Here is a 25088-nt window from a genome sequence, read left to right on the forward strand (position 1 = left end):
TCACGAATAATAAAGTGAGGAGGATTTTTATGTATAGTATTTCATTCCAAGAAGATTCACTATTACCAAGAGAAAGACTGGCCAAGGAAGGAGTTGAAGCGCTCAGTAATCAAGAGTTGCTAGCTATTTTACTCAGGACAGGAACACGTCAAGCTAGCGTTTTTGAAATTGCCCAGAAAGTTTTGAGCAACCTTTCAAGCCTAACGGATTTAAAAAAAATGACTCTGCAGGAATTGCAGAGTCTGTCTGGTATCGGTCGTGTTAAGGCTATAGAACTACAAGCTATGATTGAACTGGGTCATCGTATTCACAAACACGAGACTCTTGAGATGGAAAGTATTCTCAGCAGTCAAAAGTTGGCCAAGAAGATGCAGCAGGAATTGGGGGATAAAAAACAAGAGCACCTGGTGGCGCTCTATCTCAATACTCAAAATCAAATCATTCATCAACAGACCATTTTTATTGGTTCTGCAACTCGTAGTATCGCTGAGCCGCGAGAGATTCTTCACTATGCTATCAAGCATATGGCGACTTCTCTCATCTTGGTTCACAATCATCCTTCGGGAGCGGTAGCGCCTAGCCGAAATGATGATCAGGTTACTAAACTTGTCAAAGAAGCCTGCGACCTGATGGGGATTGTCCTCTTGGACCATTTGATTGTCTCACATTCTAGTTACTTTAGTTACCGTGAAAAGACAGATTTAATCTAAAGTTCATTAACAACATAGTCAAAGAGATTTTTATCTTTGGGACGATTTTCAAAAAGAAACTCTGGATGCCATTGGACACCGAGAAAGGCAACATCATCCGTACTCATGACAGCCTCAATGATACCATCTTTAGGATCATAAGCCGCAATCTTTAAGTTAGGTGCTAAATCCTTAATACTCTGATGGTGGAAGGAGTTGATATGGGAGATTTCTCCATAGATTTCTCGTAGAACGGTATTTGGTTCTGTCACTAAGCGTTGGGTTGTGTACTCTGCGGAACAATCCTGCCAGTGATCTTCGATATCTTGATACAAAGTTCCACCCATGGCAACGTTAAAAAGCTGAGTCCCACGACAGACAGAAAAAATTGGCTTTTTCTGTTTAATCGCTTCCTTGATGAGGGCCAGTTCGAAGATATCTCTTTGAAGGTGGTAGTCATCGCTATCAATGGTTTTCGGTTCGCCATAGAATTTTGGATCAACATTTTGCCCACCTGTTAAGATGAGCTTGTCAACCATACTGATATAGTGGCAGGCCATTTCTTGATCACCAATCGGTAGGATGATGGGAATCCCTCCAGCGTCTTTAACGCCTTCAACAAAGCCTTTTGCTGCGTAGCTCATCATGATGTCATCATCAGGATGAGTTTTTTCGTTTCCTGTAATCCCTATAACTGGTTTTTTCATAAAATGATTTTCGCTTTCTAATCCTCTTTTCGCATGAAATAGAGGAGAGTTTGGAGTTCACTTGTCAAATCGACATACTGAACGACCACGTCTTTTGGTAAATGCAGATGGACTGGTGAAAAACTAAGAATTCCTTTCACGCCAGCATCCACCAAGAGATTAGCAACCTCTTGCGACTTGACGCTGGGAACTGTCAGGATAGCAGTCTTCACATCAGCATCCTTGATTTTATCCTTGATTTGAGAAATTCCGTAAATGGGAATTCCATCAGGAGTTTGGCTACCGACTTCAGGATGGTCATCTAGGTCAAAGGCCATGATAATCTTCATCTTGTTACGTTCGTGGAAGCGGTATTGGAGAAGAGCATGGCCCATATTTCCAATACCAACCAGCATGACATTGGTGATGGAGTTATCATTGAGCAAATCGGCAAAAAATGTCATTAGTTTTTTGACATCATAGCCAAAACCACGACGACCAAGTTCACCAAAATAGGAAAAATCACGACGTACGGTCGCTGAATCAATCCCAATGGTCTCTGCAATTTGCTTAGAGTTGGCACGTTCAATCTTTTCTGCATGAAATCTCTTAAAAATTCGATAGTAGAGGGAGAGTCTTTTTGCTGTAGCTTTTGGAATAGCAAACTGTTTATCTTTCACAAAATCACAACCTTTCTATTCTTCTATTTTATAGAAACATTGTGAAAAAATCAACAAAAACAAGAAAAAACTAAGAAAAATCTTAGTTTTGATGTAAAAAATCTGCATGTGATAGAAAACGGTAGAGATCTCCGACCAGACCCTGATAAACTTCCTGGCCCTTAAAAGTCAAAGAAGTCACATAAAGTGTATCTGGTAGAGTCACACATCCTGACAAAGCTAGCATGAGAGCCTCATAATCTTCATACTTGAGTGTACGCTCTACATGATAGCTGTCCTTATAGGTCAGTTCAAACATTTTGGCTCTATCTTTCCGATTTTGTAAAGACACCACGTTCTACTAAGCTATCCATGAGGAAATAGAATTTTTCCTGATGAATGTGGTGATCTTCTGATTTGAAAATATCAACTAGACGAAGGCCAAACTTGTCAGTGATATTGATTTTAGCACCTGTAAGTTCCTTGTTAATGATGATTTTGAGTTGGAAGCCTTCACCGCTGTTTGGCACTTTTTCAAGTAGGCGAGTCAATTCATAGTTACCAACCTTAGTCTCAAAAAAGGTGTTGTCCTTAAGGGTGAATTTTTTAACAGAAGGGCTAAGAGTGTAGTCGTAACGACAATTTTTTAACAGAATGGTTTTTTCAAATGCCATATGGCTAACCTCCGATAATTTCTTTTAAGGTTTTTGCGAGGGTATGTAGGTCTTCAACAGTATTTTCTGACGACAAACTGATGCGAACGGATTCTTTCAAGCGTTCTGAATTTGCCCCGTACATGGCTTCGAGAACATGGCTGGATTGTACAATGCCCGCAGTACAGGCTGAACCAGTAGAGATAGAAATTCCAGCCAAATCTAGACGAAGGAGTAAGAGGTCATTTTTCTGGCCAGGAAATCCAATATTGAGAACATAAGGAAGATGATGTTGTCCTCTATTCAGGTAATACTGAATTCCCTCTAGCTCTGCCAGAAAGGCAGTCTCTAGATTTTGTACATGTTGAAAATGTTCTTCTTGTTTTTCGAGGTCTTCTTTTAGGGCTGCAACCATACCCACGATGGCAGCTAGATTTTCAGTCCCTGCACGTTTTTTCTGTTCTTGGTCTCCGCCATGTAGATAAGAATCAAAGTCCATGCTAGATGCGTAGAGAAAGCCGATTCCCTTAGGGCCATGGAACTTGTGGGCAGAAGCAGTGAGAAAATCAATGCCCAATTCTTCTGGATGTATAGGGATTTTACCAATAACCTGAACTGCATCAACATGATAGGCAGCAGGGTGTTGCTTGAGTATTTGGCCAATTTCAGCAATGGGAAGTAGGTTTCCTGTCTCATTATTAGCAAACATGGTAGAAACCAAAATCGTATCGTCACGTAAGGCCTCTTGAATTTGCTGGGCAGTGATTTCCTGATTTTCTGGCTGGATAATGGTTGCTTCAAACCCAAAGTGCTGAACCAAGTAATCAATGGTTTCAAGGACAGCATGGTGCTCAATGGCAGTTGTGATGATATGTTTTCCTTGTTCTTGGTGACGAAGGCAGTAGCCAATGATAGCAGTATTGTTGCCTTCAGTCCCACCAGAAGTGAAAAAGATATGTTGAGGTTTTGTCCCCAGTAACTGAGCTAGTTCCTGACGGGCTTCTCGCAAGAGTTTGCCAGCTTGACGACCATGTCCATGAATACTAGAAGGGTTTCCGTAGGTTTCTTGCATCACCTTGGTCATAGCTGAAATAGCAACTGCTGACATAGGAGTTGTTGCAGCATTGTCCAAATAAATCAAAGGATCACCTTATTTCTTTTTGTTGTAGGCAAAGAGTGGGCTGACTGGTTTTCTTTCGTGGATACGGACGATAGCATCACCAATTAACTCACTAGCAGTGATGTAGCATACGTTTTTAGGAGTTTTTTCTTTTGTTGCTACTGAATCAGTCACAAGAATTTCTTTAATCTTAGTATTGTCAAGAAGTTCAGCAGCTCCTTCGACGAAGAGACCGTGGCTAGAAACAGCATAAATTTCTGTAGCCCCTTCACGTTCAACGATTTTAGCAGCTTCAGAGAAGGTACGTCCAGTATTTAAAATATCATCAATCAAGATAGCTTTTTTACCTTCAACATCACCAATGATATAACCTTCGTTGCGAGTTGCATCGTCTTGAGGGTAGTCGATAATGGCGATAGGAGCATCAAGATATTCAGCCAAGCTACGCGCACGTTTGACACCTGAATTTTTAGGGCTAACGACAACAACATCTGAACCTAGTAGTCCCTTATCGCAGTAATGTTTTGCAAATAGGGGAACAGTGAAAAGATTATCCACTGGAATATCAAAGAAACCTTGGACCTGAACGGCATGCAAATCAAGAGTCAGGATACGATCAACCCCAGCCTTAACCAGCATATTGGCAACTAGTTTTGCTGTAAGTGGCTCACGAGGACAAGCAATGCGGTCTTGACGTGCATAGCCAAAATACGGAAGGACAACGTTGATACTGTGGGCACTTGCACGCACACAAGCGTCGACCATGATTAACAATTCCATTAGGTGGTTGTTGACAGGGAAACTTGTTGATTGGATGATGTAAACATCATAACCACGGACACTTTCTTCAATATTCACTTGGATTTCTCCGTCTGAAAATTGACGTGATGATAGTTTTCCAAGTGGGACACCAACAGCTTGAGCAATTTTCTGTGCAATCTCTTGGTTAGAGTTGAGTGCGAAAAGTTTCATGTTTTTTCTATCTGACATTATAGACCGTCCTCTGTAAACTTTATAAATCCTAGTGATATTTGCCTTACCTATATGAACTAGGATTCGTGTATTTTTATCTTTTCTATTTTACCAAAAAATGGAGATTATTTCAGCTATTTTTCATACTTTTGACAAATCGAACCAATTTTGAAGGAGCTTTTTGATAAGAAATCTGATTTTCCTCTAAAAATTGTTGGAAATCCTGTTTGCCTTGCTCATGATTTTCCACTTCAAGCTCCAATTCGTAATCTGTCATATCAAAGTATTGACTCTCATCTAGCGCCATGAGGCCAATAGATGTTTGCATTTCATAGCGAAGCGTTGTTAGACAACCAAGAATCTGCCATTCACTAGTTTTAATACCATGTTTCGCCAATTCATCCAGTACTAGCCCTTGAGGAAGTTCTTTCTTGCTCAGATAGTTTTCAGCATCTTTTAGCTGCAATTTTTGGTTGTACTCCATGTTTCCGACACTCTGTGGGACTTTGAGTGTCAATTCTGCCCAGTTTTCAAAAGTGCGAATGCGCATAGCAACTTTCTTTTCTCGCAGTTCAAAATCAGGCGTGTCCATGTAGTAATTTTTTTGAAGAACAGGAGTGACGTCTGTGAACTGGTCTTTTAGACGATTGTATTCATCTTTTTTCAAGAGTGTTTTCAATTCAATTTCTAAATGTTTCATTTTTCTTACCTTTTCTTTATCGTTGAAAGCGGATTTATGGTATAATAAGCATTGTATTTATTGTATATGAATCTGGAGAAAAAATCAAAGATATTTTTGACGGATAATATGAGAACAAGGGAGAATATATGACCTTAGAATGGGAAGAATTTCTAGATCCTTACATTCAAGCTGTTGGTGAGTTAAAGATTAAACTTCGTGGTATTCGCAAGCAATATCGTAAGCAAAATAAGCATTCTCCGATTGAGTTTGTGACGGGTCGGGTCAAGCCAATTGAGAGCATCAAAGAAAAAATGGCTCGTCGTGGCATTACTTATGCGACCTTAGAGCACGATTTGCAGGATATTGCTGGCTTACGTGTGATGGTTCAGTTTGTAGATGACGTCAAGGAAGTAGTGGAGATTTTGCATAAGCGTCAGGATATGCGAATCATACAGGAGCGAGATTACATTACTCATCGAAAGGCTTCAGGCTACCGTTCCTATCATGTGGTAGTAGAATATACGGTTGATACCATCAATGGAGCCAAGACCATTTTGGCAGAAATTCAAATTCGTACCTTGGCCATGAATTTCTGGGCAACGATAGAACATTCTCTCAACTACAAGTACCAAGGGGATTTCCCAGATGAGATTAAGAAGCGACTGGAAATTACAGCTAGAATCGCCCATCAGTTGGATGAAGAAATGGGTGAAATTCGTGATGATATCCAGGAAGCCCAGGCTCTTTTTGATCCCTTGAGTAGAAAATTAAATGACGGTGTAGGAAACAGTGACGATACAGATGAAGAATACAGGTAAACGAATTGATCTGATAGCCAATAGAAAACCGCAGAGTCAAAGGGTTTTGTATGAATTGCGAGATCGTTTGAAGAGAAATCAGTTTATACTCAATGATAGCAGTCCGGACATTGTCATTTCCATTGGTGGAGATGGCATGCTCTTGTCGGCCTTTCATAAGTACGAAGACCAACTTGATAAGGTACGCTTTATCGGTCTTCATACAGGACATCTGGGCTTTTATACCGATTATCGTGATTTTGAGTTGGATAAGTTAATGACCAATTTGCAGCTAGATACCGGAGCAAGGGTTTCTTACCCTGTTCTAAATGTGAAGGTTTTTCTTGGAAATGGAGAGGTCAAGATTTTTCGTGCCCTCAATGAAGCCAGCATCCGCAGGTCTGATCGAACCATGGTGGCAGATATTGTCATCAATGGTGTTCCCTTTGAACGTTTTCGTGGAGACGGGCTAACAGTTTCAACGCCGACTGGTAGTACGGCTTATAACAAGTCTCTTGGCGGTGCAGTGTTACATCCTACCATTGAAGCTTTGCAATTAACGGAAATTGCCAGCCTCAATAATCGTGTCTATCGAACGCTGGGCTCTTCCATTATTGTGCCTAAGAAGGATAAGATTGAACTCATTCCAACAAGAAATGATTACCATACTATTTCGGTTGACAATAGTGTCTATTCTTTTCGTAGTATCGAGCGAATCGAGTATCAAATTGACCATCATAAGATTCACTTTGTCGCTACACCTAGCCACACCAGTTTCTGGAACCGCGTTAAGGATGCCTTTATCGGCGAGGTGGACGAATGAGGTTTGAATTTATCGCAGATGAACATGTCAAGGTTAAGACTTTCTTAAAAAAGCACGAGGTTTCTAAGGGGCTTCTGGCCAAGATTAAGTTTCGAGGTGGAGCTATTCTGGTCAACGACCAACCGCAAAATGCAACCTATCTATTGGATATTGGGGACCGAGTTATCATAGATATTCCCGCTGAGGAAGGTTTTGAAACTCTCGAAGCTATCGAGCGCCCACTGGATATTCTCTATGAGGATGACCATTTTCTAGTCTTAAATAAACCCTATGGAGTGGCTTCTATTCCTAGTGTTAATCACTCCAATACCATCGCTAATTTTATCAAGGGTTACTACGTCAAGCAAGACTATGAAAATCAGCAGGTTCACATTGTAACTAGACTTGATAGAGATACTTCTGGCTTGATGCTCTTTGCTAAGCACGGCTATGCCCATGCACGATTAGACAAGCAGTTGCAGAAGAAGTCCATTGAAAAACGCTACTTTGCTTTGGTTAAAGGCGATGGACACTTGGAGTCAGAGGGGGAAATTATTGCTCCGATTGCGCGTGATGAAGACTCCATTATTACCAGACGCGTAGCTAAAGGTGGAAAGTATGCTCATACTTCTTACAAGATTGTAGCATCTTATGGGAATATTCATTTGGTAGACATTCGCCTGCACACTGGTCGAACCCACCAAATCCGAGTCCATTTTTCTCATATTGGTTTTCCTTTGTTGGGAGATGACTTGTACGGTGGTAGTCTAGACGATGGAATTCAGCGCCAGGCCCTACATTGTCATTCCTTAACTTTTTATCATCCATTTTTAGAGCAAGACTTGCAGTTAGAAAGTCCCTTGCCGAATGATTTTAGCAACCTTATTACCCAGTTATCAACTAATACTCTATAAAAACTGTTTCAGAGTATAATTATTATTTTAAAGGAGAAAACTCATGGAAGTTTTTGAAAGTCTCAAAGCCAACTTGGTTGGTAAAAATGCTCGTATTGTTCTCCCTGAAGGGGAAGAGCCACGTATTCTTCAAGCGACTAAACGCTTGGTAAAAGAAACAGAAGTGATTCCTGTTTTGCTTGGAAATCCTGAAAAAATTAAAATTTATCTTGAAATTGAAGGGATCATGGATGGTTATGAAGTTATTGACCCTCAACATTATCCTCAATTTGAAGAAATGGTTGTTGCCTTGGTGGAGCGTCGCAAGGGCAAAATGTCTGAAGAAGATGCACGCAAGGTTTTGGTTGAAGATGTCAATTACTTTGGTGTTATGTTGGTTTACTTGGGCTTGGTTGATGGAATGGTATCTGGAGCTATTCACTCAACAGCTTCAACAGTTCGCCCAGCCCTACAAATCATTAAAACTCGCCCAAATGTGACTCGTACTTCAGGTGCCTTCCTCATGGTTCGTGGTACGGAACGTTACCTCTTTGGAGACTGTGCTATCAATATCAATCCTGATGCAGAAGCCTTGGCTGAAATTGCCATCAACTCAGCAATCACAGCTAAGATGTTTGGCATCGAGCCTAAAATTGCTATGCTAAGCTATTCTACTAAAGGTTCAGGCTTTGGTGAAAGCGTTGATAAGGTTGTAGAAGCAACTAAAATTGCTCACGACTTGCGTCCTGACCTTGAAATCGATGGTGAGTTGCAATTTGATGCGGCCTTTGTTCCCGAAACTGCAGCTCTGAAAGCTCCGGGAAGTACAGTAGCTGGTCAAGCAAATGTCTTTATCTTCCCAGGTATAGAGGCAGGAAATATTGGCTACAAGATGGCTGAACGTCTTGGTGGTTTTGCGGCTGTAGGACCTGTTTTGCAAGGTTTGAACAAGCCAGTTAACGACCTTTCTCGTGGATGTAATGCAGATGATGTTTACAAGTTAACCCTTATCACAGCAGCCCAAGCTGTTCATTAATAGTGAAAACTATAAAGCGATATACTATGCTATACTGTAGTTATGAAACTATGTACGAAAAGCACTGCCATTAACTCCTGGGAACTAAATTACTGATTGGTGTCAAAAAGGACAACTTCCAAGCGATGATATCCTGTCTATATACGACCTATAGAAATCTGTAATATACATGTCCGTAAAACGATAAATTCCCTTTTTGATTTTAAATGAGTATGAAAAGAGAATTTTTTCATTAGAAAACGCATAATATTGAGTGTTTTGACACCTGCTATTATGCGTTTTTTATAATTTTTGCACCTTTCTTAGCCTTTGTTATCGACAAGTATTGTTCTAGCTCCTTGTTTTTAGAATGGCAATTTCCCAGCGAAAGCACCCAGTTTTTTCTTGGTAGTTTCATCGATTTGTTCAAGAGCAGAGTTGATGGCTTGAACGGTCATATCAGAAAGAGTTTCAAGGTCCTCTGGGTCAATGATAGCTGGATTGAAATCAATGCTGACAACTTTCTTATCTCCAGTTAAGGTCGCTTGGACAAGGTCTTGAGCAGATTTGCCAACAAATTGCATAGCTGCAAGTTCAGCTTGACTTTGTTCCATTTGTTTTTGAAGTTTTTGTGCTTGGCGCATCATGTTTTGCATGTTCATCATAAGATTTCTAAAGTTCCTTTCATCTCAAGGGGATAATCCTTGTTGTTAACAAGTGCCTGATTTTCTCTCCTAATTGTTATTAGTAGCATATCCATCAAGCCCAAGTATTGATTTTATTATACCATTTTTTTAAGACATAGTCTTTTATTGGTGAGAGTTATTTATGTCAAGGAGTGATTAGAAATAAATTAAAATAATGATTTTTGCTAAGAGGGGCTCTATTCTAGTTTCATGGAAATGATTTTACTAAAGGTTCGTATGCTTTGTTTACAAACATGTTATCTCTATCTATTTTTGGATAAATAGTTATCTATTATTATGCTAATAGTAAAATCTAAATGGTAGCCTACGATTTTTTAGAAAGAAAATGGTACAATATTCTAAGAGAAAATACAATGGGAGGGAAAATGAGGTTATTACCTATAAGAAAAATATCACGTCAGTCTAAAAGGTTAGCACTTTTTTTGACGTTTTGTGCTGGATATGTAGATGCTTACACTTTTATTGTTCGCGGGAATACCCTTGTAGCTGGACAAACAGGAAATGTTGTCTTTCTTTCGGTAGAGCTAATACAAAATAATGTTTCGGATGTTAGGGATAAGCTTTTAACCTTAATAGCGTTTATGCTGGGAGTTTTTTTACTAACCATTTATAAGGAAAAATTGAGAATTGTGAAAAAGCCAATTCTGTCACTGATTCCTTTGGCAATCTTATCAATAGTTATTGGTTTTGTGCCTCAGACTGTGGATAATATCTATCTAGTGCCGCCCTTGGCCTTCTGTATGGGCTTGGTGACAACTGCTTTTGGAGAAGTATCGGGTATTGCTTACAATAATGCCTTTATGACAGGGAATATCAAACGGACCATGTTGGCTTTTGGAGATTATTTCCGGACCAAGCACACTCCTTTTTTGCGTGAAGGGTTCATATTTGTTAGCCTGCTTAGTAGTTTTGTCCTTGGTGTTGTCTTTTCAGCCTATTTGACGATTTTCTATCATGAAAAGACTATTCTTGGTGTTCCTATTATGATGAGTATTTTTTACCTTAGCATGCTTTTTGCCTCGTGGCGGAAAAAAGTAAAAGAAAAAGCTTCATTTTAGGTGTTATTACTTGTAAGAAAATAGGAGATATGATATACTTAGAGAGTTGACTATGCACGTTCCTGTGCAACCGCACGAACATCGTTGCTCGTTGTATAACAAATTTAAACTTTGTTATATATAGAGCTCTTCTTTTAAGTGGTTCGTCCCACGATGCTAGGCGAGTCTTCACAAAAAATCGGGGAAACCCATAAAAATCATAGGAGGTGCATAATGAGCACATACGCAATTATCAAAACTGGCGGAAAACAAGTTAAAGTTGAAGTTGGTCAAGCAGTTTACGTTGAAAAATTGAACGTTGAAGCTGGTCAAGAAGTTACTTTTAACGAAGTTGTTCTTGTTGGTGGTGAAAACACTGTTGTCGGAACTCCACTTGTTTCTGGAGCTACTGTAGTTGGAACTGTTGAAAAACAAGGAAAACAAAAGAAAGTTGTTACTTACAAGTACAAACCTAAAAAAGGTAGCCACCGTAAACAAGGTCACCGTCAACCATATACTAAAGTTGTCATCAACGCAATCAACGCTTAATTTTAAGGAGAACACATGATACAAGCAGTCTTTGAGAGAGCCGAAGATGGCGAGCTGAGGAGTGCGGAAATTACTGGACACGCCGAGAGTGGCGAATACGGCTTAGATGTCGTGTGTGCATCGGTTTCTACGCTTGCCATTAACTTTATCAATTCTATTGAGAAATTTGCAGGCTATGAACCAATCCTAGAATTAAACGAAGATGAAGGTGGCTATCTGATGGTTGAAATTCCAAAAGATCTTCCTTCACACCAGAGAGAAATGACTCAGTTATTCTTTGAATCATTTTTCTTAGGTATGGCAAACTTATCGGAGAACTCTTCTGAGTTCGTCCAAACCAGAGTTATCACAGAAAACTAACACGGAGGAAAACATTATGTTAAAAATGACTCTTAACAACTTGCAACTTTTCGCCCACAAAAAAGGTGGAGGTTCTACATCAAACGGACGTGATTCACAAGCTAAACGTCTTGGAGCTAAAGCAGCTGACGGACAAACTGTAACAGGTGGATCAATCCTTTACCGTCAACGTGGTACACACATCTATCCAGGTGTAAACGTTGGTCGTGGCGGAGACGATACTTTGTTCGCTAAAGTTGAAGGCGTAGTACGCTTTGAACGTAAAGGACGCGATAAAAAACAAGTTTCTGTTTACCCAATCGCTAAATAAAAAGGTTCAGTGAACCTTTTTATCCCGAGCCTTGAATTGTAAAGGCGAGGAAGCTAGAAATAGCATAAAAACAGGCTTTCCGAGTTTTCGGAGAGCCTATTTTTTTGTTTTGGTACCCATACTTTTTAATATGTATAGTGGATTGAATCTGGAATAGAACACTGTTAAAAATTGATTTGAGTTTCCTACTCGATTTCTTCAGATTTTATTTCAATTGACTATAAGAACTGGTATCTGGTTTCAAATACTGGCTTGTCGTCCCTTCACTTGTCTGAATGGCTTGATTCGTTCCTTCTGATAAGGGAAAATGATATTCTTTAGCTGAAACTGTCTGAGAATCCAAGCTAACAGATGGAAAGAAAAATAGCTCCAATCTGAATCACACTGGATGGGAGTTGTTGAAAAGCAGTTATCTAGTTTTTCTTTTCTACTTTGGCTTTTTTTCTTTGTCATCAGGGAAAGTGACTTGCTTCAAATCAGGGAGTTTAGGAAACTCTTCAAACATCTTGTTCAAGTTGTCTAGTTTTGTAAATTTTGCAGCCATAGGTGTACCTCGATTCTAAATTCTACCTTTTCGACACCAATTAGTAATTTAAAGTTCTCAGGAGTTAGTTTCATTGCTTTTTCATACATAAGGATAGTATGACATTTTATGGTTATTGAACAAGTCTAATCACTCCTTTCAAACTTTTGAAGATGTCCTACAAGTTTTTGAGAAGAATATTGCAAAGTTCATAGTTGAGCAACAATAGAGTGAAGTACTTTTTGAAAACAGCTACACTTCAGGTGAAAAAAACGACATTTCAGATTTTCTGATCCAGAAATAGCTATCGCTATGATATAATTAGTTTATGATTATTACTATTCCTATAAAAAACCAAAAAGATATTGGCACACCATCTGATTCAGTCGTTGTTCTCGGCTATTTTGATGGTATACACAAGGGGCATCAAGAATTATTTCGTGTTGCCAATAAGGCTGCGAGAAAGGATTTATTACCTATCGTCGTTATGACCTTTAATGAATCTCCAAAGATCGCTTTAGAGCCTTATCATCCGGATTTATTTTTGCATATTTTGAACCCTGCTGAACGTGAAAGAAAATTAAAGCGCGAAGGTGTAGAAGAATTATATCTCCTTGATTTTAGTAGTCAATTCGCTAGTCTCACGGCAGAAGAATTTTTTGCAACTTATATCAAGGCTATGAATGCCAAAATTATTGTTGCAGGTTTTGATTATACATTTGGTTCTGACAAAAAAACAGCAGAAGATTTAAAGGATTACTTTGATGGAGAAGTCATTATTGTCCCACCTGTAGAAGATGAGAAAGGAAAGATTAGTTCAACTCGTATCCGTCAAGCTATTTTAGATGGAAATGTGAAAGAAGCAGGAGAACTTTTGGGGGCACCGCTTCCATCAAGAGGTATGGTGGTTCATGGCAATGCTCGTGGTCGTACGATTGGTTATCCGACAGCGAATTTAGTGCTTTTAGACCGTACTTATATGCCAGCAGATGGCGTTTATGTCGTTGATGTTGAGATCCAAAGACAGAAGTATCGTGCTATGGCTAGTGTTGGAAAAAATGTGACTTTTGATGGAGAAGAAGCACGTTTTGAAGTCAATATTTTTGATTTTAATCAAGATATTTATGGGGAAACCGTCATGGTTTATTGGCTTGATCGCATTCGAGATATGACCAAATTTGACTCAGTTGACCAATTAGTGGATCAGTTAAAGGCTGATGAAGAACTAGCTCGGAATTGGTCTTAAGAGTAGTTTGGGTAATTAAAAAGAGGTTGTTTGTAACCCAAAAGATAGATGAATAAGTCTAACTTTTGAGGTCACGACACTACCTCTTTTTATTCTTTTTCAAAGGTGAAGCCTTCTCCTAGGATTTCATGGGCTTCTGTAATGGTTATAAAGGCTTGAGGATCGATTCGATGAATCATTTCCTTCATTTTCACAATCTCATTTCTACCGACAATACAGTAGATAATTTTCAAATCTTTTTGACTATAGTAGCCTTGACCAGAAATAAAAGTAACGCCTCTTCCTAGGTCATCATTAATCGCCTTAGCAAGTTGGTCAGGACGTTTTGTGATAATCATAAAACCTTTACCAGCATAGCCACCTTCTCCAATCAAATCAATGACACGCGAAACGATAAAATCAAATAAGAGCGTGTAGGAAACCAATCTCAAGTCCTTGAAGATTAGGAGAATGAGCATGAGAATACAAAAATCTAAGATAAAGAGCAGTTTCCCCATAGATATATGAGTGTATTTATTGAGAATACGAGCTAGAATATCAGTTCCGCCAGTTGTACCTCCAGCATTAAAGATAATTCCAAGACCGATTCCCAATAGAATTCCCGCTATAAGAGCTGTGATTAGTAAATCACCTTGAAGATCAATATGAAGGGGAATACGTTCAAAAAAGGCCAACCAGGCGGATAAGGCTAAGGTTCCAAGTAAACTAGAATAGAGAGATTTTGCTCCAAATATTTTCCAAGCTAGTATGAAAAGGGGAATGTTAATCAGTAAGTTCATGAGCGAAACAGGGATTTTAAAAAGATAAAAGGTGATAAGGGTAATACCTGTCGCACCTCCTTCAAAGAGATGATGAGGAACTACAAAATAAGTCAGGCCAAAAGCATAAATAGCAGCACCTAGTAAAATGGTAAAAATGGGGTAAATTTTTTTAATCATAGGACACCTCTTTTCTTATAAGTTGATTATATCAAATTTTTACGGAAAATTTGAGTGACTCCATTAGGATTTTTAATCTTTTTTTGATATAATTAAAAGTAAGAAAACCAATCTGAATCCTAAAATAGAAAGATTGATACTATGACAAAAATTAAGATTGTAACCGATTCATCTGTTACTATTGAACCAGAACTCGTAAAACAATTAGATATTACAATTGTTCCATTATCTGTAATGATTGATAATGTTGTTTATTCTGATGCTGATTTGAAAGAAGAAGGTAAATTTCTTCACTTGATGCAAGAAGCTAAGAATCTTCCGAAAACAAGCCAGCCGCCTGTAGGTATCTTTGCTGAAGTTTTTGAAGACTTGTGCAAGGATGGCAGCCAGATTCTTGCTATTCATATGTCCCATGCTCTTTCGGGGACTGTAGAAGCAGCGCGTCAAGGTGCTAGCCTATCTACTGCCGACGTAACAGTTATTGACAGTTCCTTCACTGACCAAGCTTTGAAATTCCAAGTTGTTGAGGCTGCAAAATTAGCGCAAGAAGGCAAAGAGTTGGAGGAAATCTTATCTCATGTAGAAGAGGTTAAAAACCACACAGAACTCTATATTGGCGTTTCAACTTTGGAAAATCTTGTCAAAGGTGGACGAATTGGCCGTGTAACTGGATTGTTGAGCTCACTTCTCAATATCCGTGTTGTCATGCAGATGAAGGATCATGAATTGCAGCCAATGGTTAAAGGTCGTGGTGCTAAAACCTTTAAAAAATGGTTAGATGAGTTGATAACATCGCTTTCTGAACGTTCTGTAGCAGAGATTGGAATTTCATATTCTGGTAGTGATGATTGGGCAAAAGAGATGAAAGAAAGCTTACAAGCTTATGTTGAAAAGCCAATTTCTGTTTTGGAAACGGGTTCCATTATTCAAACTCACACGGGTGAGAGCGCTTGGGCTATTTTGGTACGTTACCACTCCTAAAAAAATAAATAAAATGGGAAGAAATAGCGTTTTTAACTTGACCTAAAAGGGATTTTAGGATATGATTATATTTGTTAATTAGAAATTATTTGGAGGAATCGTTAACATGGCAAACAAACAAGATTTGATCGCTAAAGTAGCAGAAGCTACAGAATTGACTAAGAAAGACTCAGCAGCAGCAGTTGAAGCTGTATTTGCAGCGGTAGCTGACTATCTTGCAGCTGGTGAAAAAGTTCAATTGATCGGTTTTGGTAACTTTGAAGTTCGTGAGCGTGCAGAACGTAAAGGTCGCAACCCACAAACTGGTAAAGAAATGACAATTGCAGCTTCTAAAGTTCCAGCATTCAAAGCTGGTAAAGCTCTTAAAGACGCTGTTAAATAATCAGTCTTTAAAAAGCCTATTGTATCAAGCTTTCTAGCTTGGTCAGTAGGCTTTTTAATTATGAAATCTAGTAATAAATAGAATTAAAAAGTTGAATGCTCCGAAAATATTGTATATATAGTAGTTGAATCTAAAATAGTACGAAACAATTTCTAAAACATTTATAGAAATTAATTTTACTTCCTCAATCGATTTGTTCTCATCTTATTTCAATCCGCTATACGTATGTATATAATGAAAAGAATTAAATAATAGAATTGTGCGATAACTATTTGAAGCAAGATTAGCTGGTTAGAAAATCCAACAAGATAGCGAAGGAATATAACATGAAATATACATAATTTATTTTATGTTACAAAAATTGTACTAAAAGACTTACGATTATCTTGAATGCCTTAGGGAAACATGCTATACTACTTGTATGATTATTTTACAAGCTAATAAAATTGAACGTTCTTTTGCAGGAGAAGTTCTTTTTGATAATATCAACCTGCAGGTTGATGAACGTGATAGGATTGCCCTTGTTGGGAAAAATGGTGCAGGTAAGTCTACTCTTTTGAAGATTTTAGTTGGAGAAGAGGAGCCAACTAGCGGAGAAATCAATAAGAAAAAAGATATTTCTCTATCTTACCTAGCCCAAGATAGCCGTTTTGAGTCTGAAAATACTATCTACGATGAAATGCTCCATGTCTTTGATGACTTACGTCGGACGGAGAAACAACTTCGCCAGATGGAGCTAGAGATGGGTGAAAAGTCTGGTGATGATTTGGATAAACTGATGTCAGATTATGACCGCTTATCTGAGAATTTTCGTCAAGCAGGTGGCTTTACTTATGAAGCTGATATTCGAGCGATTTTGAATGGCTTCAAGTTTGATGAGTCTATGTGGCAGATGAAAATTGCTGAGCTTTCTGGTGGTCAAAATACCCGTCTGGCGCTGGCCAAAATGCTTCTTGAAAAGCCCAATCTCTTGGTCTTGGACGAGCCGACCAACCACTTGGATATCGAAACCATAGCCTGGCTAGAGAATTACTTGGTAAATTATAGCGGTGCCCTTATTATTGTCAGCCACGACCGTTATTTCTTGGATAAGGTTGCGACAATTACGCTGGATTTGACTAAACATTCCTTGGATCGCTATGTGGGCAATTACTCTCGTTTTGTTGAGCTGAAGGAGCAAAAGCTAGCTACTGAGGCAAAAAACTATGAAAAGCAACAGAAGGAAATCGCAGCTCTGGAAGACTTTGTCAATCGCAATCTAGTCCGAGCTTCAACGACCAAACGTGCCCAATCTCGTCGTAAACAACTGGAAAAAATGGAGCGTTTGGACAAGCCCGAATCTGGCAAGAAAGCAGCCAATATGACCTTCCAGTCTGAGAAAACGTCGGGCAATATTGTCTTGACTGTTGAAAATGCGGCTATTGGTTATGATGGGGAAGTGTTGTCAGAGCCTATAAGCCTAGCCCTTCGTAAGATGAATGCTGTTGCCATCGTTGGTCCAAATGGAATCGGCAAGTCAACCTTTATCAAGTCTATAGTGGATCAAATTCCTTTTATCAAGGGTGAAAAGCGCTTTGGCGCTAATGTTGAGGTTGGTTACTATGACCAGACGCAAAGCAAGCTGACACCAAGTAATACGGTACTTGATGAACTCTGGAATGATTTTAAGTTAACACCAGAAGTTGAAATCCGTAACCGTCTAGGTGCCTTCCTTTTCTCAGGAGATGATGTTAAAAAATCGGTTGGCATGCTGTCAGGTGGAGAGAAAGCTCGTTTGCTTTTGGCTAAATTGTCTATGGAAAACAACAACTTCTTGATTCTGGACGAGCCAACCAACCACTTGGATATTGATAGCAAGGAAGTTCTAGAAAATGCCTTGATTGACTTTGATGGAACTCTTCTCTTTGTCAGCCACGACCGTTACTTTATCAATCGTGTGGCAACTCATGTACTGGAATTGTCTGAGAATGGTTCAACTCTTTACTTGGGAGATTATGACTACTATGTTGAGAAGAAAGTAGAAGTAGAAATGAGCCAGACTGAGGAAGCTTCAACTAGCAATCAAGCAAAAGAAGCAAGTCCAGTTAATGACTATCAGGCCCAGAAAGAAAGTCAAAAAGAAGTTCGCAAACTCATGCGACAAATCGAAAGTCTAGAAGCTGAAATTGAAGAGTTAGAAAGTCAAAGCCAAGCCATTTCTGAACAAATGTTGGAAACAAACGATGCCGACAAACTGATGGAATTGCAGGCTGAGCTGGACAAAATCAGTCATCGTCAGGAAGAAGCCATGCTTGAGTGGGAAGAATTATCAGAACAGGTGTAAAGATGGAACATCTTGGAAAAGTATTTCGTGAATTTCGGACAAGTGGAAATTATTCTTTAAAGGAGGCGGCAGGCGAGTCCTGCTCTACCTCTCAGTTATCTCGCTTTGAGCTTGGGGAGTCTGACCTAGCAGTTTCACGTTTCTTTGAGATTTTGGATAACATTCATGTTACAATCGAAAATTTCATGGATAAGGCAAGGGATTTCCATAATCATGAACATGTGTCTATGATGGCACAGATTATCCCCCTTTACTATTCAAATGATATTGCAGGTTTTCAAAAGCTTCAAAGGGAACAACTTGAAAAGGCTAAGAGTTCGACGACTCCCCTTTATTTTGAGTTGAACTGGATTTTGCTACAAGGTTTGATTTGTCAAAGAGATTCGACTTATGAGATGAAGCAGGATGATTTGGATAAGGTAGCAGATTATCTCTTCAAAACAGAAGAATGGACCATGTATGAATTGATTCTTTTCGGGAACCTCTATAGTTTCTACGATGTGGACTATGTCACTCGGATTGGTAGAGAAGTTATGGAGAGGGAGGAATTTTACCAAGAGATTGGTCGCCATAAGAGATTAGTGTTGATTTTGGCCCTCAATTGTTACCAGCATTGTTTAGAGCATCTTTCTTTTGACAATGCAAGCTATTTTGAGACTTATACAGAGAAGATTATTGGTAAAGGTATTAAGCTTTATGAGCGTAATGTTTTCCATTATTTAAAAGGTTTTGCCTTATATCAAAAAGGAAAGTGTAAAGAAGGTTGTAGCCAAATGCAAGAGGCCATGCATATTTTTGACGTGCTAGGTCTTCCAGAGCAAGTAGCCTACTATCAGGAACACTACGAAAAATTTATCAAAAATTAATTTTCCCAAATAAGGGAAAAAGAAAAAAGCTCCTTTCAGTTTTGATACAATAGTTTCAAAATTTGAGAGGAGTTTTTATATGAATCGCTATGCCGTACAGTTGATTAGTCGCGGAGCTGTTAACAAGATAGGGAATATGCTCTATGATTATGGAAATAGTGTCTGGTTGGCTTCCATGGGGACTATCGGACAGACAGTTTTAGGAATGTATCAGATTTCTGAACTCGTCACATCTATTCTGATCAATCCCTTTGGCGGAGTGATTTCAGACCGTTTTTCTCGTCGTAAGATTTTAATGGTGACAGACCTTGTTTGTGGGATTCTTTGTCTGGCTATTTCTTTCATAAGGAATGACAGCTGGATGATTGGCGCTTTGATTTTTGCTAATATTGTGCAGTCGATTGCCTTTGCCTTTTCTCGTACAGCCAATAAAGCTATCATAACTGAAGTGGTGGAGAAAGATGAGATTGTGATCTATAATTCTCGCCTAGAGCTGATTTTGCAGGTTGTAGGTGTTAGCTCTCCTGTTCTTTCCTTCCTTGTTTTACAGTTTGCAAGTCTCCATATGACGCTACTGCTAGACTCGCTGACTTTTTTCATTGCTTTTATTCTAGTGGCTCTCCTTCCAAAAGAGGAAGCAGGAGTTCAAGAGAAAAAGGCTTTTACTGGGAGAGATATGTTTGTAGATATCAAGAATGGGTTACACTATATCTGGCATCAGCAAGAAATTTTCTTCCTTTTGCTGGTAGCTTCCAGCGTTAATTTCTTTTTTGCAGCTTTTGAATTTCTCCTCCCCTTTTCGAATCAGCTTTACGGGTCAGAAGGAGTCTATGCAAGTATTTTAACTATGGGGGCTATTGGTTCCATCATTGGGGCTCTTCTAGCTAGTAAAATTAAAGCTAATGTTTATAATCTTTTGATTTTACTGGCTTTGACAGGTGTCGGAGTTTTTATGATGGGATTACCACTGCCAACTTTTCTTTCCTTTTCTGGAAATTTAGTTTGTGAATTGTTTATGACGATTTTTAATATTCACTTTTTTACTCAAGTACAAACCAAGGTTGAGAGCGAATTTCTTGGGAGAGTACTGAGTACAATTTTTACCTTAGCTATTCTATTTATGCCTATTGCAAAAGGATTTATGACATTCTTGCCAAGTGTACATCTCTCTTCTTTCCTGATAATTGGAAGTGGTGTTATCATCTTGTCTTGTATATCGTTTATTTATGTTCGAACTCATTTTGAAAAATTGATATAAGGCTGCTTGAGTTTCAAAAATAATTTCAAACTAAGTATTTTTTCCGCCCTTCTCGTTTGTGAGGAGGGCTTAGTTTATGGTAAAATGGTCTTATGAATAAAAGAATGAATGAGTTAGTCGCCTTGCTCAATCGCTATGCGACTGAGTACTATACCAGCGATAATCCATCGGTTTCAGACAGTGAGTATGACCGTCTTTACCGAGAGTTGGTTGAGTTAGAAACTGCCTATCCAGATCAAGTATTAGCAGACAGTCCGACCCATCGTGTTGGTGGTAAGGTTTTAGATGGTTTTGAAAAATACAGTCATCAGTATCCTCTTTATAGTTTGCAGGATGCTTTTTCACGTGAGGAGCTTGAAGCTTTTGATGCGCGTGTTCGTAAGGAAGTGGCTCATCCAACCTATATTTGTGAGCTGAAAATCGATGGCTTATCTATCTCGCTGACGTATGAAAAGGGGATTTTAGTTGCAGGTGCAACACGTGGAGACGGTTCTGTTGGGGAGAACATCACAGAAAATCTTAAGCGTGTTAAAGACATTCCTTTAACTTTGCCAGAAGAACTAGATATCACAGTTCGTGGGGAATGTTATATGCCACGCGCTTCTTTTGACCAGGTTAATCAAGCTCGCCAAGAAAATGGAGAGCCTGAATTTGCCAATCCCCGTAATGCGGCGGCAGGCACACTACGTCAGCTGGATACAGCAGTAGTTGCCAAGCGCAATCTTGCAACGTTTCTCTATCAAGAAGCCAGCCCGTCAACTCGTGACAGCCAAGAAAAGGTTTTGAAGCACCTAGAACAACTTGGTTTTGTAGTCAATTCTAAACGAATTCTGGCTGAAAGCATGGATGAGATTTGGAATTTTATCCAAGAAGTAGGAGAGGAACGGGAAAATCTGCCTTATGATATTGATGGAGTTGTAATCAAGGTCAATGACTTAGCAAGCCAAGAAGAACTTGGTTTTACCGTTAAGGCTCCAAAGTGGGCAGTGGCTTACAAGTTCCCTGCTGAGGAAAAAGAAGCTCAACTCTTGTCAGTTGATTGGACAGTTGGCCGTACGGGTGTTGTAACCCCAACTGCAAATCTAACACCAGTACAGCTAGCTGGAACAACTGTTAGCCGTGCGACCCTGCACAATGTGGATTATATTGCTGAAAAAGATATCCGCAAAGACGACACGGTTATCGTCTATAAGGCTGGTGACATCATCCCTGCTGTTTTACGAGTGGTAGAGTCCAAACGGGTTTCTGAAGAAAAACTAGATATCCCTACAAACTGCCCAAGTTGTGACTCGGATTTGTTGCATTTTGAAGATGAAGTGGCCCTGCGTTGTATCAATCCGCGTTGCCCTGCTCAAATCATGGAAGGTTTGATCCACTTTGCTTCTCGAGATGCCATGAATATTACAGGCCTTGGTCCATCTATTGTTGAGAAGCTTTTTGCTGCCAATTTAGTCAAGGATGTGGCGGATATTTACCGTTTGCAAGAAGAGGATTTCCTACTTTTAGAGGGGGTTAAGGAAAAGTCTGCTTCTAAACTGTATCAGGCCATTCAAGAATCTAAGGAAAATTCTGCTGAAAAACTCTTGTTTGGTTTGGGAATTCGCCATGTCGGAAACAAGGCTAGTCAGCTCTTACTCCAACATTTCCACTCGATTGAAAATCTGGCTCAGGCAGATCCAGATGAAGTGGCTAGTATTGAAAGTCTGGGTGGCGTGATCGCCAAGAGTCTTCAGACATATTTTGCGACAGAAGGCTCTGAAATTCTCCTCAGAGAATTGAAAGAAGCTGGGGTCAATCTGGACTATAAAGGTCAGACGGTAGTAGCGGATGCAGCCTTGTCAGGTTTGACCGTGGTATTGACAGGAAAATTGGAACGTCTCAAGCGCTCAGAAGCTAAAAGCAAACTAGAAAGTCTGGGTGCCAAGGTAACAGGCAGTGTGTCTAAAAAGACCGACCTCGTCGTGGCAGGAGCAGATGCTGGAAGTAAACTTCAAAAGGCACAAGAACTTGGTATCGAAGTTCGAGATGAAGCTTGGCTCGAAAGTTTGTAATGATCTTTTAAAAACAGAGTTTAGATAGAATGACAATGTTTGTTAATCGAGACAAAATTAGTCAAAAATTTATTAGTGAAACAGAAACAAATTAAAAAGTAAAAAGGAAAAATAAAAATGTATACCTACCCTATGCGCATTCATTACCATCGCAAGAATGGTGAATACGACACTTGCTCTTTTGTAAAGAGTAAGGATCAACGAATTGATTTGCTAACCTACAAAGAAGATTATTTTGGAGCCTTATTTAGCTTTGAACACCCAAGTGCTCATCCCTTAGAAAGCTTGAATTTTGTGGTTCATACAGGTCAAACTAGTAAAGAATATACTATCCGTTTTAATCACTATCCCCTCTTAACAGAGGTCTGGATTTTGGAAGGCGATGATCGGATTTATTACTCTGAAAATCCTGCTATTGCCAGTCCTTTCTATAAAAATCAAAATCCTTTTGCCTTTGATAAGGCCATTAACAGTGCTAGTTTTGACCATCATTGGGGTTACCAAGGGGAATTGGGTTGCCGTGTAGAGGACAATCAGGCTCATTTTTCCCTTTGGTCACCAACAGCGACAGCAGTGCAGGTTGTGGTTTATGAATCAGCTGCTAATGATGCCTCTGTTTGGAAAACTTTTGATATGGAAAGAGGCAATCGCTACTCTTATAACCATAAGGACAATACTATTGGTGTCTGGAGTTTGGATGTTGAGGAAGATTTGACTGGTAAGGCTTATCAGTATCAAGTCCAATTCCCTCATCACCAAACACTGACACGTGATCCCTATACTATCGCGACCAGTCCTGATGGCAAACGTTCTGCTATTCTGAGCCATGCAGAAAAGCAAGTTGAAAACTTTGAGGTCAAGCACGGCTCTGAGGCTACTTGGCGTTTGGAAAATCCATGTAAGGCAGTTATTTGTGAAATGCATATTCGTGATTTGACCCAATCACCGACCTCAGGTGTGGATGAACATCTTCGAGGAACGTTCTTGGGTGCTGCTCAGACTGGAACGGTTAACCAGTACGGTCAGTCAACTGCTTTTGATCACATCAAGAAGTTGGGCTACAATTATGTTCAGTTGCAACCAATTGCAGACCGTCACAAAGAATACGATGAGGACGGGAATGTAACCTACAACTGGGGTTATGATCCACAAAACTATAACGCACCAGAAACTAGTTTTTCAACTAATCCAGAGGATCCAGCTCAGGTCATTCGCGACTTAAAGACCATGGTTCAAGCTTATCACGATGCGGGCATTGGTGTCATTATGGATGTGGTCTATAATCATACCTTCTCAGTAGTTGATGCACCTTTCCAAACAACAGTCCCTGATTACTATTATCGTATGAATCCAGACGGTACCTTCCAGAATGGAACGGGTGTTGGAAATGAAACAGCCAGTGAACACGAAATGTTTCGCAAGTATATGATTGATTCCCTTCTATACTGGGTGCAAGAATACAATATTGACGGCTTCCGCTTTGACTTGATGGGGATTCATGATGTCAAGACCATGCAGATGATTCGTCAGAGCTTGGATGAAATCGACCCTAACATTATCCTTTATGGAGAAGGATGGGATATGGGAACAGGTCTTGCCCCTTATGATAAGGCTAAGAAAGACAACGCCTACGAAATGCCAAATATTGGTTTCTTTAATGACAATCAGCGTGATGCTGTCAAAGGTGGAGAAGTTTACGGTGCTATCAAATCAGGTTTTGTCAGTGGTGCTGCGACAGAGCCAATTCTAGCTAAAGCAATCCTAGGAAGTCGTGAATTAGGAACCTATACATATCCAAATCAGGTGCTTAACTATGTGGAAGCCCATGACAATTACAATCTTCACGATTTATTGGCAACCCTTCATCCAGACCAAAGTTCAGAACAAATCATGCGCAAGGTTGAGACAGCCACAGCTATGAACCTACTCATGCAGGGGATGGCCTTTATGGAAATCGGTCAAGAATTTGGTCGTACCAAACTGGTTGCGACTGGTGAGAATGGTGAGTTGACACATGATGATAGAGAGCGTGCGATGAATAGCTATAATGCTCCTGACAGTGTGAACCAAGTCAACTGGGATTTGATCAATGAGCGTCAAGACAGTATTGAATTTATTCGTCAAGTCATCCGATTGAAGACAAAAACTGGTGCCTTTTCTTACTCTAGCTATGATGAAATTTACCATCATGTCTTTGTGCATTCTGCGATTGAACATAGCGGCTGCCTTATCTATGAAGTTCATGGCAAAGAACACCTCTTGGTGGTTGTGAATGCTAAATCAGAACCCTATCAATTTGAAAATGCAGGAAATTTAGCTATGTTGGTAACCAACAGTCGCTCAAAAGAAGACAATGTGTTAGATGATATTAGTCTAGCTGTCTTGAGTGTTTTATAAAGACCATCTATCTCGCTATTCTAACACATCATTGGAAGTGAACGAATAGAAAGAACTTAGCTAACAACTCACTTGTATAGAAAAGTTGATAAATATTTTCATCAAACGTGTAAAATCAGGAAATTGTTTTCCTGGTTTTATTTTTTGCTATAAAAAATAATATTTGTAGAAAAAATACGAACTTTTTGGTAT

The 25088-nt window shown here is 39.4% G+C and carries 27 protein-coding genes, 1 pseudogene and 1 other annotated feature; of the genes and pseudogenes, 17 read left to right on the forward strand and 11 right to left on the reverse strand.

The features are described from left to right. Positions 1 to 29 precede the first annotated feature (29 nt). Positions 30 to 710 carry a RadC family protein gene (gene radC, locus DSY56_RS01850; RefSeq protein ID WP_112443668.1) on the forward strand — a complete coding sequence of 227 codons (681 nt, stop codon included), beginning with the start codon at positions 30 to 32 and terminating at the stop codon, positions 708 to 710. On the opposite strand, the gene DSY56_RS01855 is transcribed toward radC, so the two are convergent. The 7 genes from DSY56_RS01855 to DSY56_RS01885 form a co-directional block, all read right to left on the reverse strand. Then, complete coding sequence (locus DSY56_RS01855) at positions 707 to 1396, reverse strand: gamma-glutamyl-gamma-aminobutyrate hydrolase family protein (RefSeq protein WP_112443669.1); 690 nt, start codon at positions 1394 to 1396, stop codon at positions 707 to 709. The genes radC and DSY56_RS01855 overlap by 4 nt on opposite strands. A 17-nt stretch (positions 1397 to 1413) precedes the next feature. Then, entirely contained in the window at positions 1414 to 2055 is a 642-nt protein-coding gene (locus DSY56_RS01860) for a redox-sensing transcriptional repressor Rex (protein WP_112443670.1), read from the reverse strand. Between the two features lie 82 nt (positions 2056 to 2137). Further along, on the reverse strand, positions 2138 to 2353 hold the full coding sequence (locus DSY56_RS01865; protein WP_000462491.1) for a DUF4649 family protein: 216 nt from the start codon (positions 2351 to 2353) through the stop codon (positions 2138 to 2140). A 7-nt stretch (positions 2354 to 2360) separates the two neighbouring features. Then, on the reverse strand, positions 2361 to 2708 hold the full coding sequence (locus tag DSY56_RS01870; protein ID WP_001864230.1) for a DUF1831 domain-containing protein: 348 nt from the start codon (positions 2706 to 2708) through the stop codon (positions 2361 to 2363). Between the two features lie 4 nt (positions 2709 to 2712). Next, positions 2713 to 3828 carry a cysteine desulfurase family protein gene (locus tag DSY56_RS01875; RefSeq protein WP_112443671.1) on the reverse strand — a complete coding sequence of 372 codons (1116 nt, stop codon included), beginning with the start codon at positions 3826 to 3828 and terminating at the stop codon, positions 2713 to 2715. A gap of 9 nt (positions 3829 to 3837) precedes the next feature. After that, on the reverse strand, positions 3838 to 4797 hold the full coding sequence (locus DSY56_RS01880) for a ribose-phosphate diphosphokinase (protein WP_049524085.1): 960 nt from the start codon (positions 4795 to 4797) through the stop codon (positions 3838 to 3840). Positions 4798 to 4909: 112 nt separating this feature from the next. Beyond that, positions 4910 to 5479: a CYTH domain-containing protein gene (locus DSY56_RS01885; RefSeq protein ID WP_112443672.1), complete on the reverse strand. Its 570-nt coding sequence runs from the start codon at positions 5477 to 5479 to the stop codon at positions 4910 to 4912. Between the two features lie 128 nt (positions 5480 to 5607). On the opposite strand from DSY56_RS01885, the gene DSY56_RS01890 reads away from it, so the two are divergent. The 4 genes from DSY56_RS01890 to pta are packed head-to-tail and all read left to right on the forward strand — an operon-like array spanning position 5608 to position 8989. Next, positions 5608 to 6279, forward strand: coding sequence for a GTP pyrophosphokinase (locus tag DSY56_RS01890; protein WP_000171681.1), 672 nt, complete (start codon positions 5608 to 5610; stop codon positions 6277 to 6279). Beyond that, entirely contained in the window at positions 6263 to 7081 is an 819-nt protein-coding gene (locus tag DSY56_RS01895) for an NAD kinase (protein WP_000799049.1), read from the forward strand. The genes DSY56_RS01890 and DSY56_RS01895 overlap by 17 nt, the downstream gene beginning before the upstream one ends. Further along, entirely contained in the window at positions 7078 to 7974 is an 897-nt protein-coding gene (locus DSY56_RS01900; protein WP_112443673.1) for an RluA family pseudouridine synthase, read from the forward strand. The genes DSY56_RS01895 and DSY56_RS01900 overlap by 4 nt, the downstream gene beginning before the upstream one ends. 43 nt (positions 7975 to 8017) lie before the next feature. Then, positions 8018 to 8989, forward strand: a complete 972-nt coding sequence (pta, locus tag DSY56_RS01905) for a phosphate acetyltransferase (protein ID WP_112443674.1) — start codon at positions 8018 to 8020, stop codon at positions 8987 to 8989. Positions 8990 to 9333: 344 nt separating this feature from the next. On the opposite strand, the gene DSY56_RS01910 is transcribed toward pta, so the two are convergent. Next, a complete protein-coding gene (locus tag DSY56_RS01910; protein WP_000981523.1) occupies positions 9334 to 9633 on the reverse strand; it encodes a YbaB/EbfC family nucleoid-associated protein in 300 nt (99 codons plus the stop codon). Between the two features lie 407 nt (positions 9634 to 10040). Here DSY56_RS01910 and DSY56_RS01915 point away from each other — a divergent pair, with 407 nt between their 5' ends. The 4 genes from DSY56_RS01915 (at position 10041) to rpmA (ending at position 11931) form a co-directional block, all read left to right on the forward strand. After that, the gene (locus DSY56_RS01915) at positions 10041 to 10733 is read left to right on the forward strand and encodes a YoaK family protein (RefSeq protein ID WP_050243040.1); all 693 of its coding nucleotides are present in this window, start codon (positions 10041 to 10043) and stop codon (positions 10731 to 10733) included. A 58-nt stretch (positions 10734 to 10791) separates the two neighbouring features. Next, positions 10792 to 10911 (forward strand) — a sequence feature (ribosomal protein L21 leader region). A gap of 35 nt (positions 10912 to 10946) precedes the next feature. Beyond that, positions 10947 to 11261: a 50S ribosomal protein L21 gene (gene rplU / locus DSY56_RS01920; RefSeq protein ID WP_003007734.1), complete on the forward strand. Its 315-nt coding sequence runs from the start codon at positions 10947 to 10949 to the stop codon at positions 11259 to 11261. Between the two features lie 15 nt (positions 11262 to 11276). Further along, complete coding sequence (locus DSY56_RS01925; protein ID WP_000613699.1) at positions 11277 to 11621, forward strand: ribosomal-processing cysteine protease Prp; 345 nt, start codon at positions 11277 to 11279, stop codon at positions 11619 to 11621. A gap of 16 nt (positions 11622 to 11637) precedes the next feature. Beyond that, positions 11638 to 11931: a 50S ribosomal protein L27 gene (gene rpmA, locus DSY56_RS01930; RefSeq protein ID WP_000916509.1), complete on the forward strand. Its 294-nt coding sequence runs from the start codon at positions 11638 to 11640 to the stop codon at positions 11929 to 11931. Positions 11932 to 12151: 220 nt separating this feature from the next. On the opposite strand, the pseudogene DSY56_RS01935 reads toward rpmA, so the two are convergent. Beyond that, positions 12152 to 12289 (reverse strand): annotated as a pseudogene (locus DSY56_RS01935) (TIGR03943 family putative permease subunit); the annotation flags it as partial. Positions 12290 to 12358: 69 nt separating this feature from the next. Continuing rightward, the gene (locus DSY56_RS12560) at positions 12359 to 12475 is read right to left on the reverse strand and encodes an SPJ_0845 family protein (protein ID WP_112443675.1); all 117 of its coding nucleotides are present in this window, start codon (positions 12473 to 12475) and stop codon (positions 12359 to 12361) included. A gap of 307 nt (positions 12476 to 12782) precedes the next feature. On the opposite strand from DSY56_RS12560, the gene DSY56_RS01945 reads away from it, so the two are divergent. Further along, a complete protein-coding gene (locus DSY56_RS01945; protein ID WP_112443676.1) occupies positions 12783 to 13700 on the forward strand; it encodes a bifunctional riboflavin kinase/FAD synthetase in 918 nt (305 codons plus the stop codon). A gap of 89 nt (positions 13701 to 13789) precedes the next feature. Here DSY56_RS01945 and DSY56_RS01950 read toward each other — a convergent pair whose 3' ends face one another. After that, on the reverse strand, positions 13790 to 14638 hold the full coding sequence (locus DSY56_RS01950) for a YitT family protein (protein WP_023942678.1): 849 nt from the start codon (positions 14636 to 14638) through the stop codon (positions 13790 to 13792). A gap of 141 nt (positions 14639 to 14779) precedes the next feature. On the opposite strand from DSY56_RS01950, the gene DSY56_RS01955 reads away from it, so the two are divergent. From DSY56_RS01955 to pulA, 7 genes are all read left to right on the forward strand, one after another. Beyond that, positions 14780 to 15619, forward strand: a complete 840-nt coding sequence (locus DSY56_RS01955; RefSeq protein ID WP_112443677.1) for a DegV family protein — start codon at positions 14780 to 14782, stop codon at positions 15617 to 15619. 106 nt (positions 15620 to 15725) lie between these two features. Beyond that, a complete protein-coding gene (locus DSY56_RS01960) occupies positions 15726 to 16001 on the forward strand; it encodes an HU family DNA-binding protein (protein WP_001284639.1) in 276 nt (91 codons plus the stop codon). Positions 16002 to 16422: 421 nt separating this feature from the next. Further along, positions 16423 to 18324 (forward strand): ABC-F family ATP-binding cassette domain-containing protein, encoded by a 1902-nt coding sequence (locus DSY56_RS01965; RefSeq protein WP_112443678.1) that lies wholly within the window; start codon positions 16423 to 16425, stop codon positions 18322 to 18324. Between the two features lie 2 nt (positions 18325 to 18326). Next, entirely contained in the window at positions 18327 to 19190 is an 864-nt protein-coding gene (locus DSY56_RS01970) for an Rgg family transcriptional regulator (protein WP_112443679.1), read from the forward strand. Positions 19191 to 19269: 79 nt separating this feature from the next. Further along, positions 19270 to 20448: an MFS transporter gene (locus DSY56_RS01975; RefSeq protein WP_112443680.1), complete on the forward strand. Its 1179-nt coding sequence runs from the start codon at positions 19270 to 19272 to the stop codon at positions 20446 to 20448. Positions 20449 to 20540: 92 nt separating this feature from the next. Then, positions 20541 to 22499: an NAD-dependent DNA ligase LigA gene (ligA, locus tag DSY56_RS01980; protein ID WP_112443681.1), complete on the forward strand. Its 1959-nt coding sequence runs from the start codon at positions 20541 to 20543 to the stop codon at positions 22497 to 22499. Positions 22500 to 22616: 117 nt separating this feature from the next. Continuing rightward, entirely contained in the window at positions 22617 to 24896 is a 2280-nt protein-coding gene (gene pulA / locus DSY56_RS01985; RefSeq protein WP_112443682.1) for a type I pullulanase, read from the forward strand. The last annotated feature ends 192 nt before the right edge of the window (positions 24897 to 25088 follow it).

This window comes from Streptococcus sp. 596553, from assembly GCF_900411395.1.
Taxonomy (GTDB): domain Bacteria; phylum Bacillota; class Bacilli; order Lactobacillales; family Streptococcaceae; genus Streptococcus; species Streptococcus mitis_BA.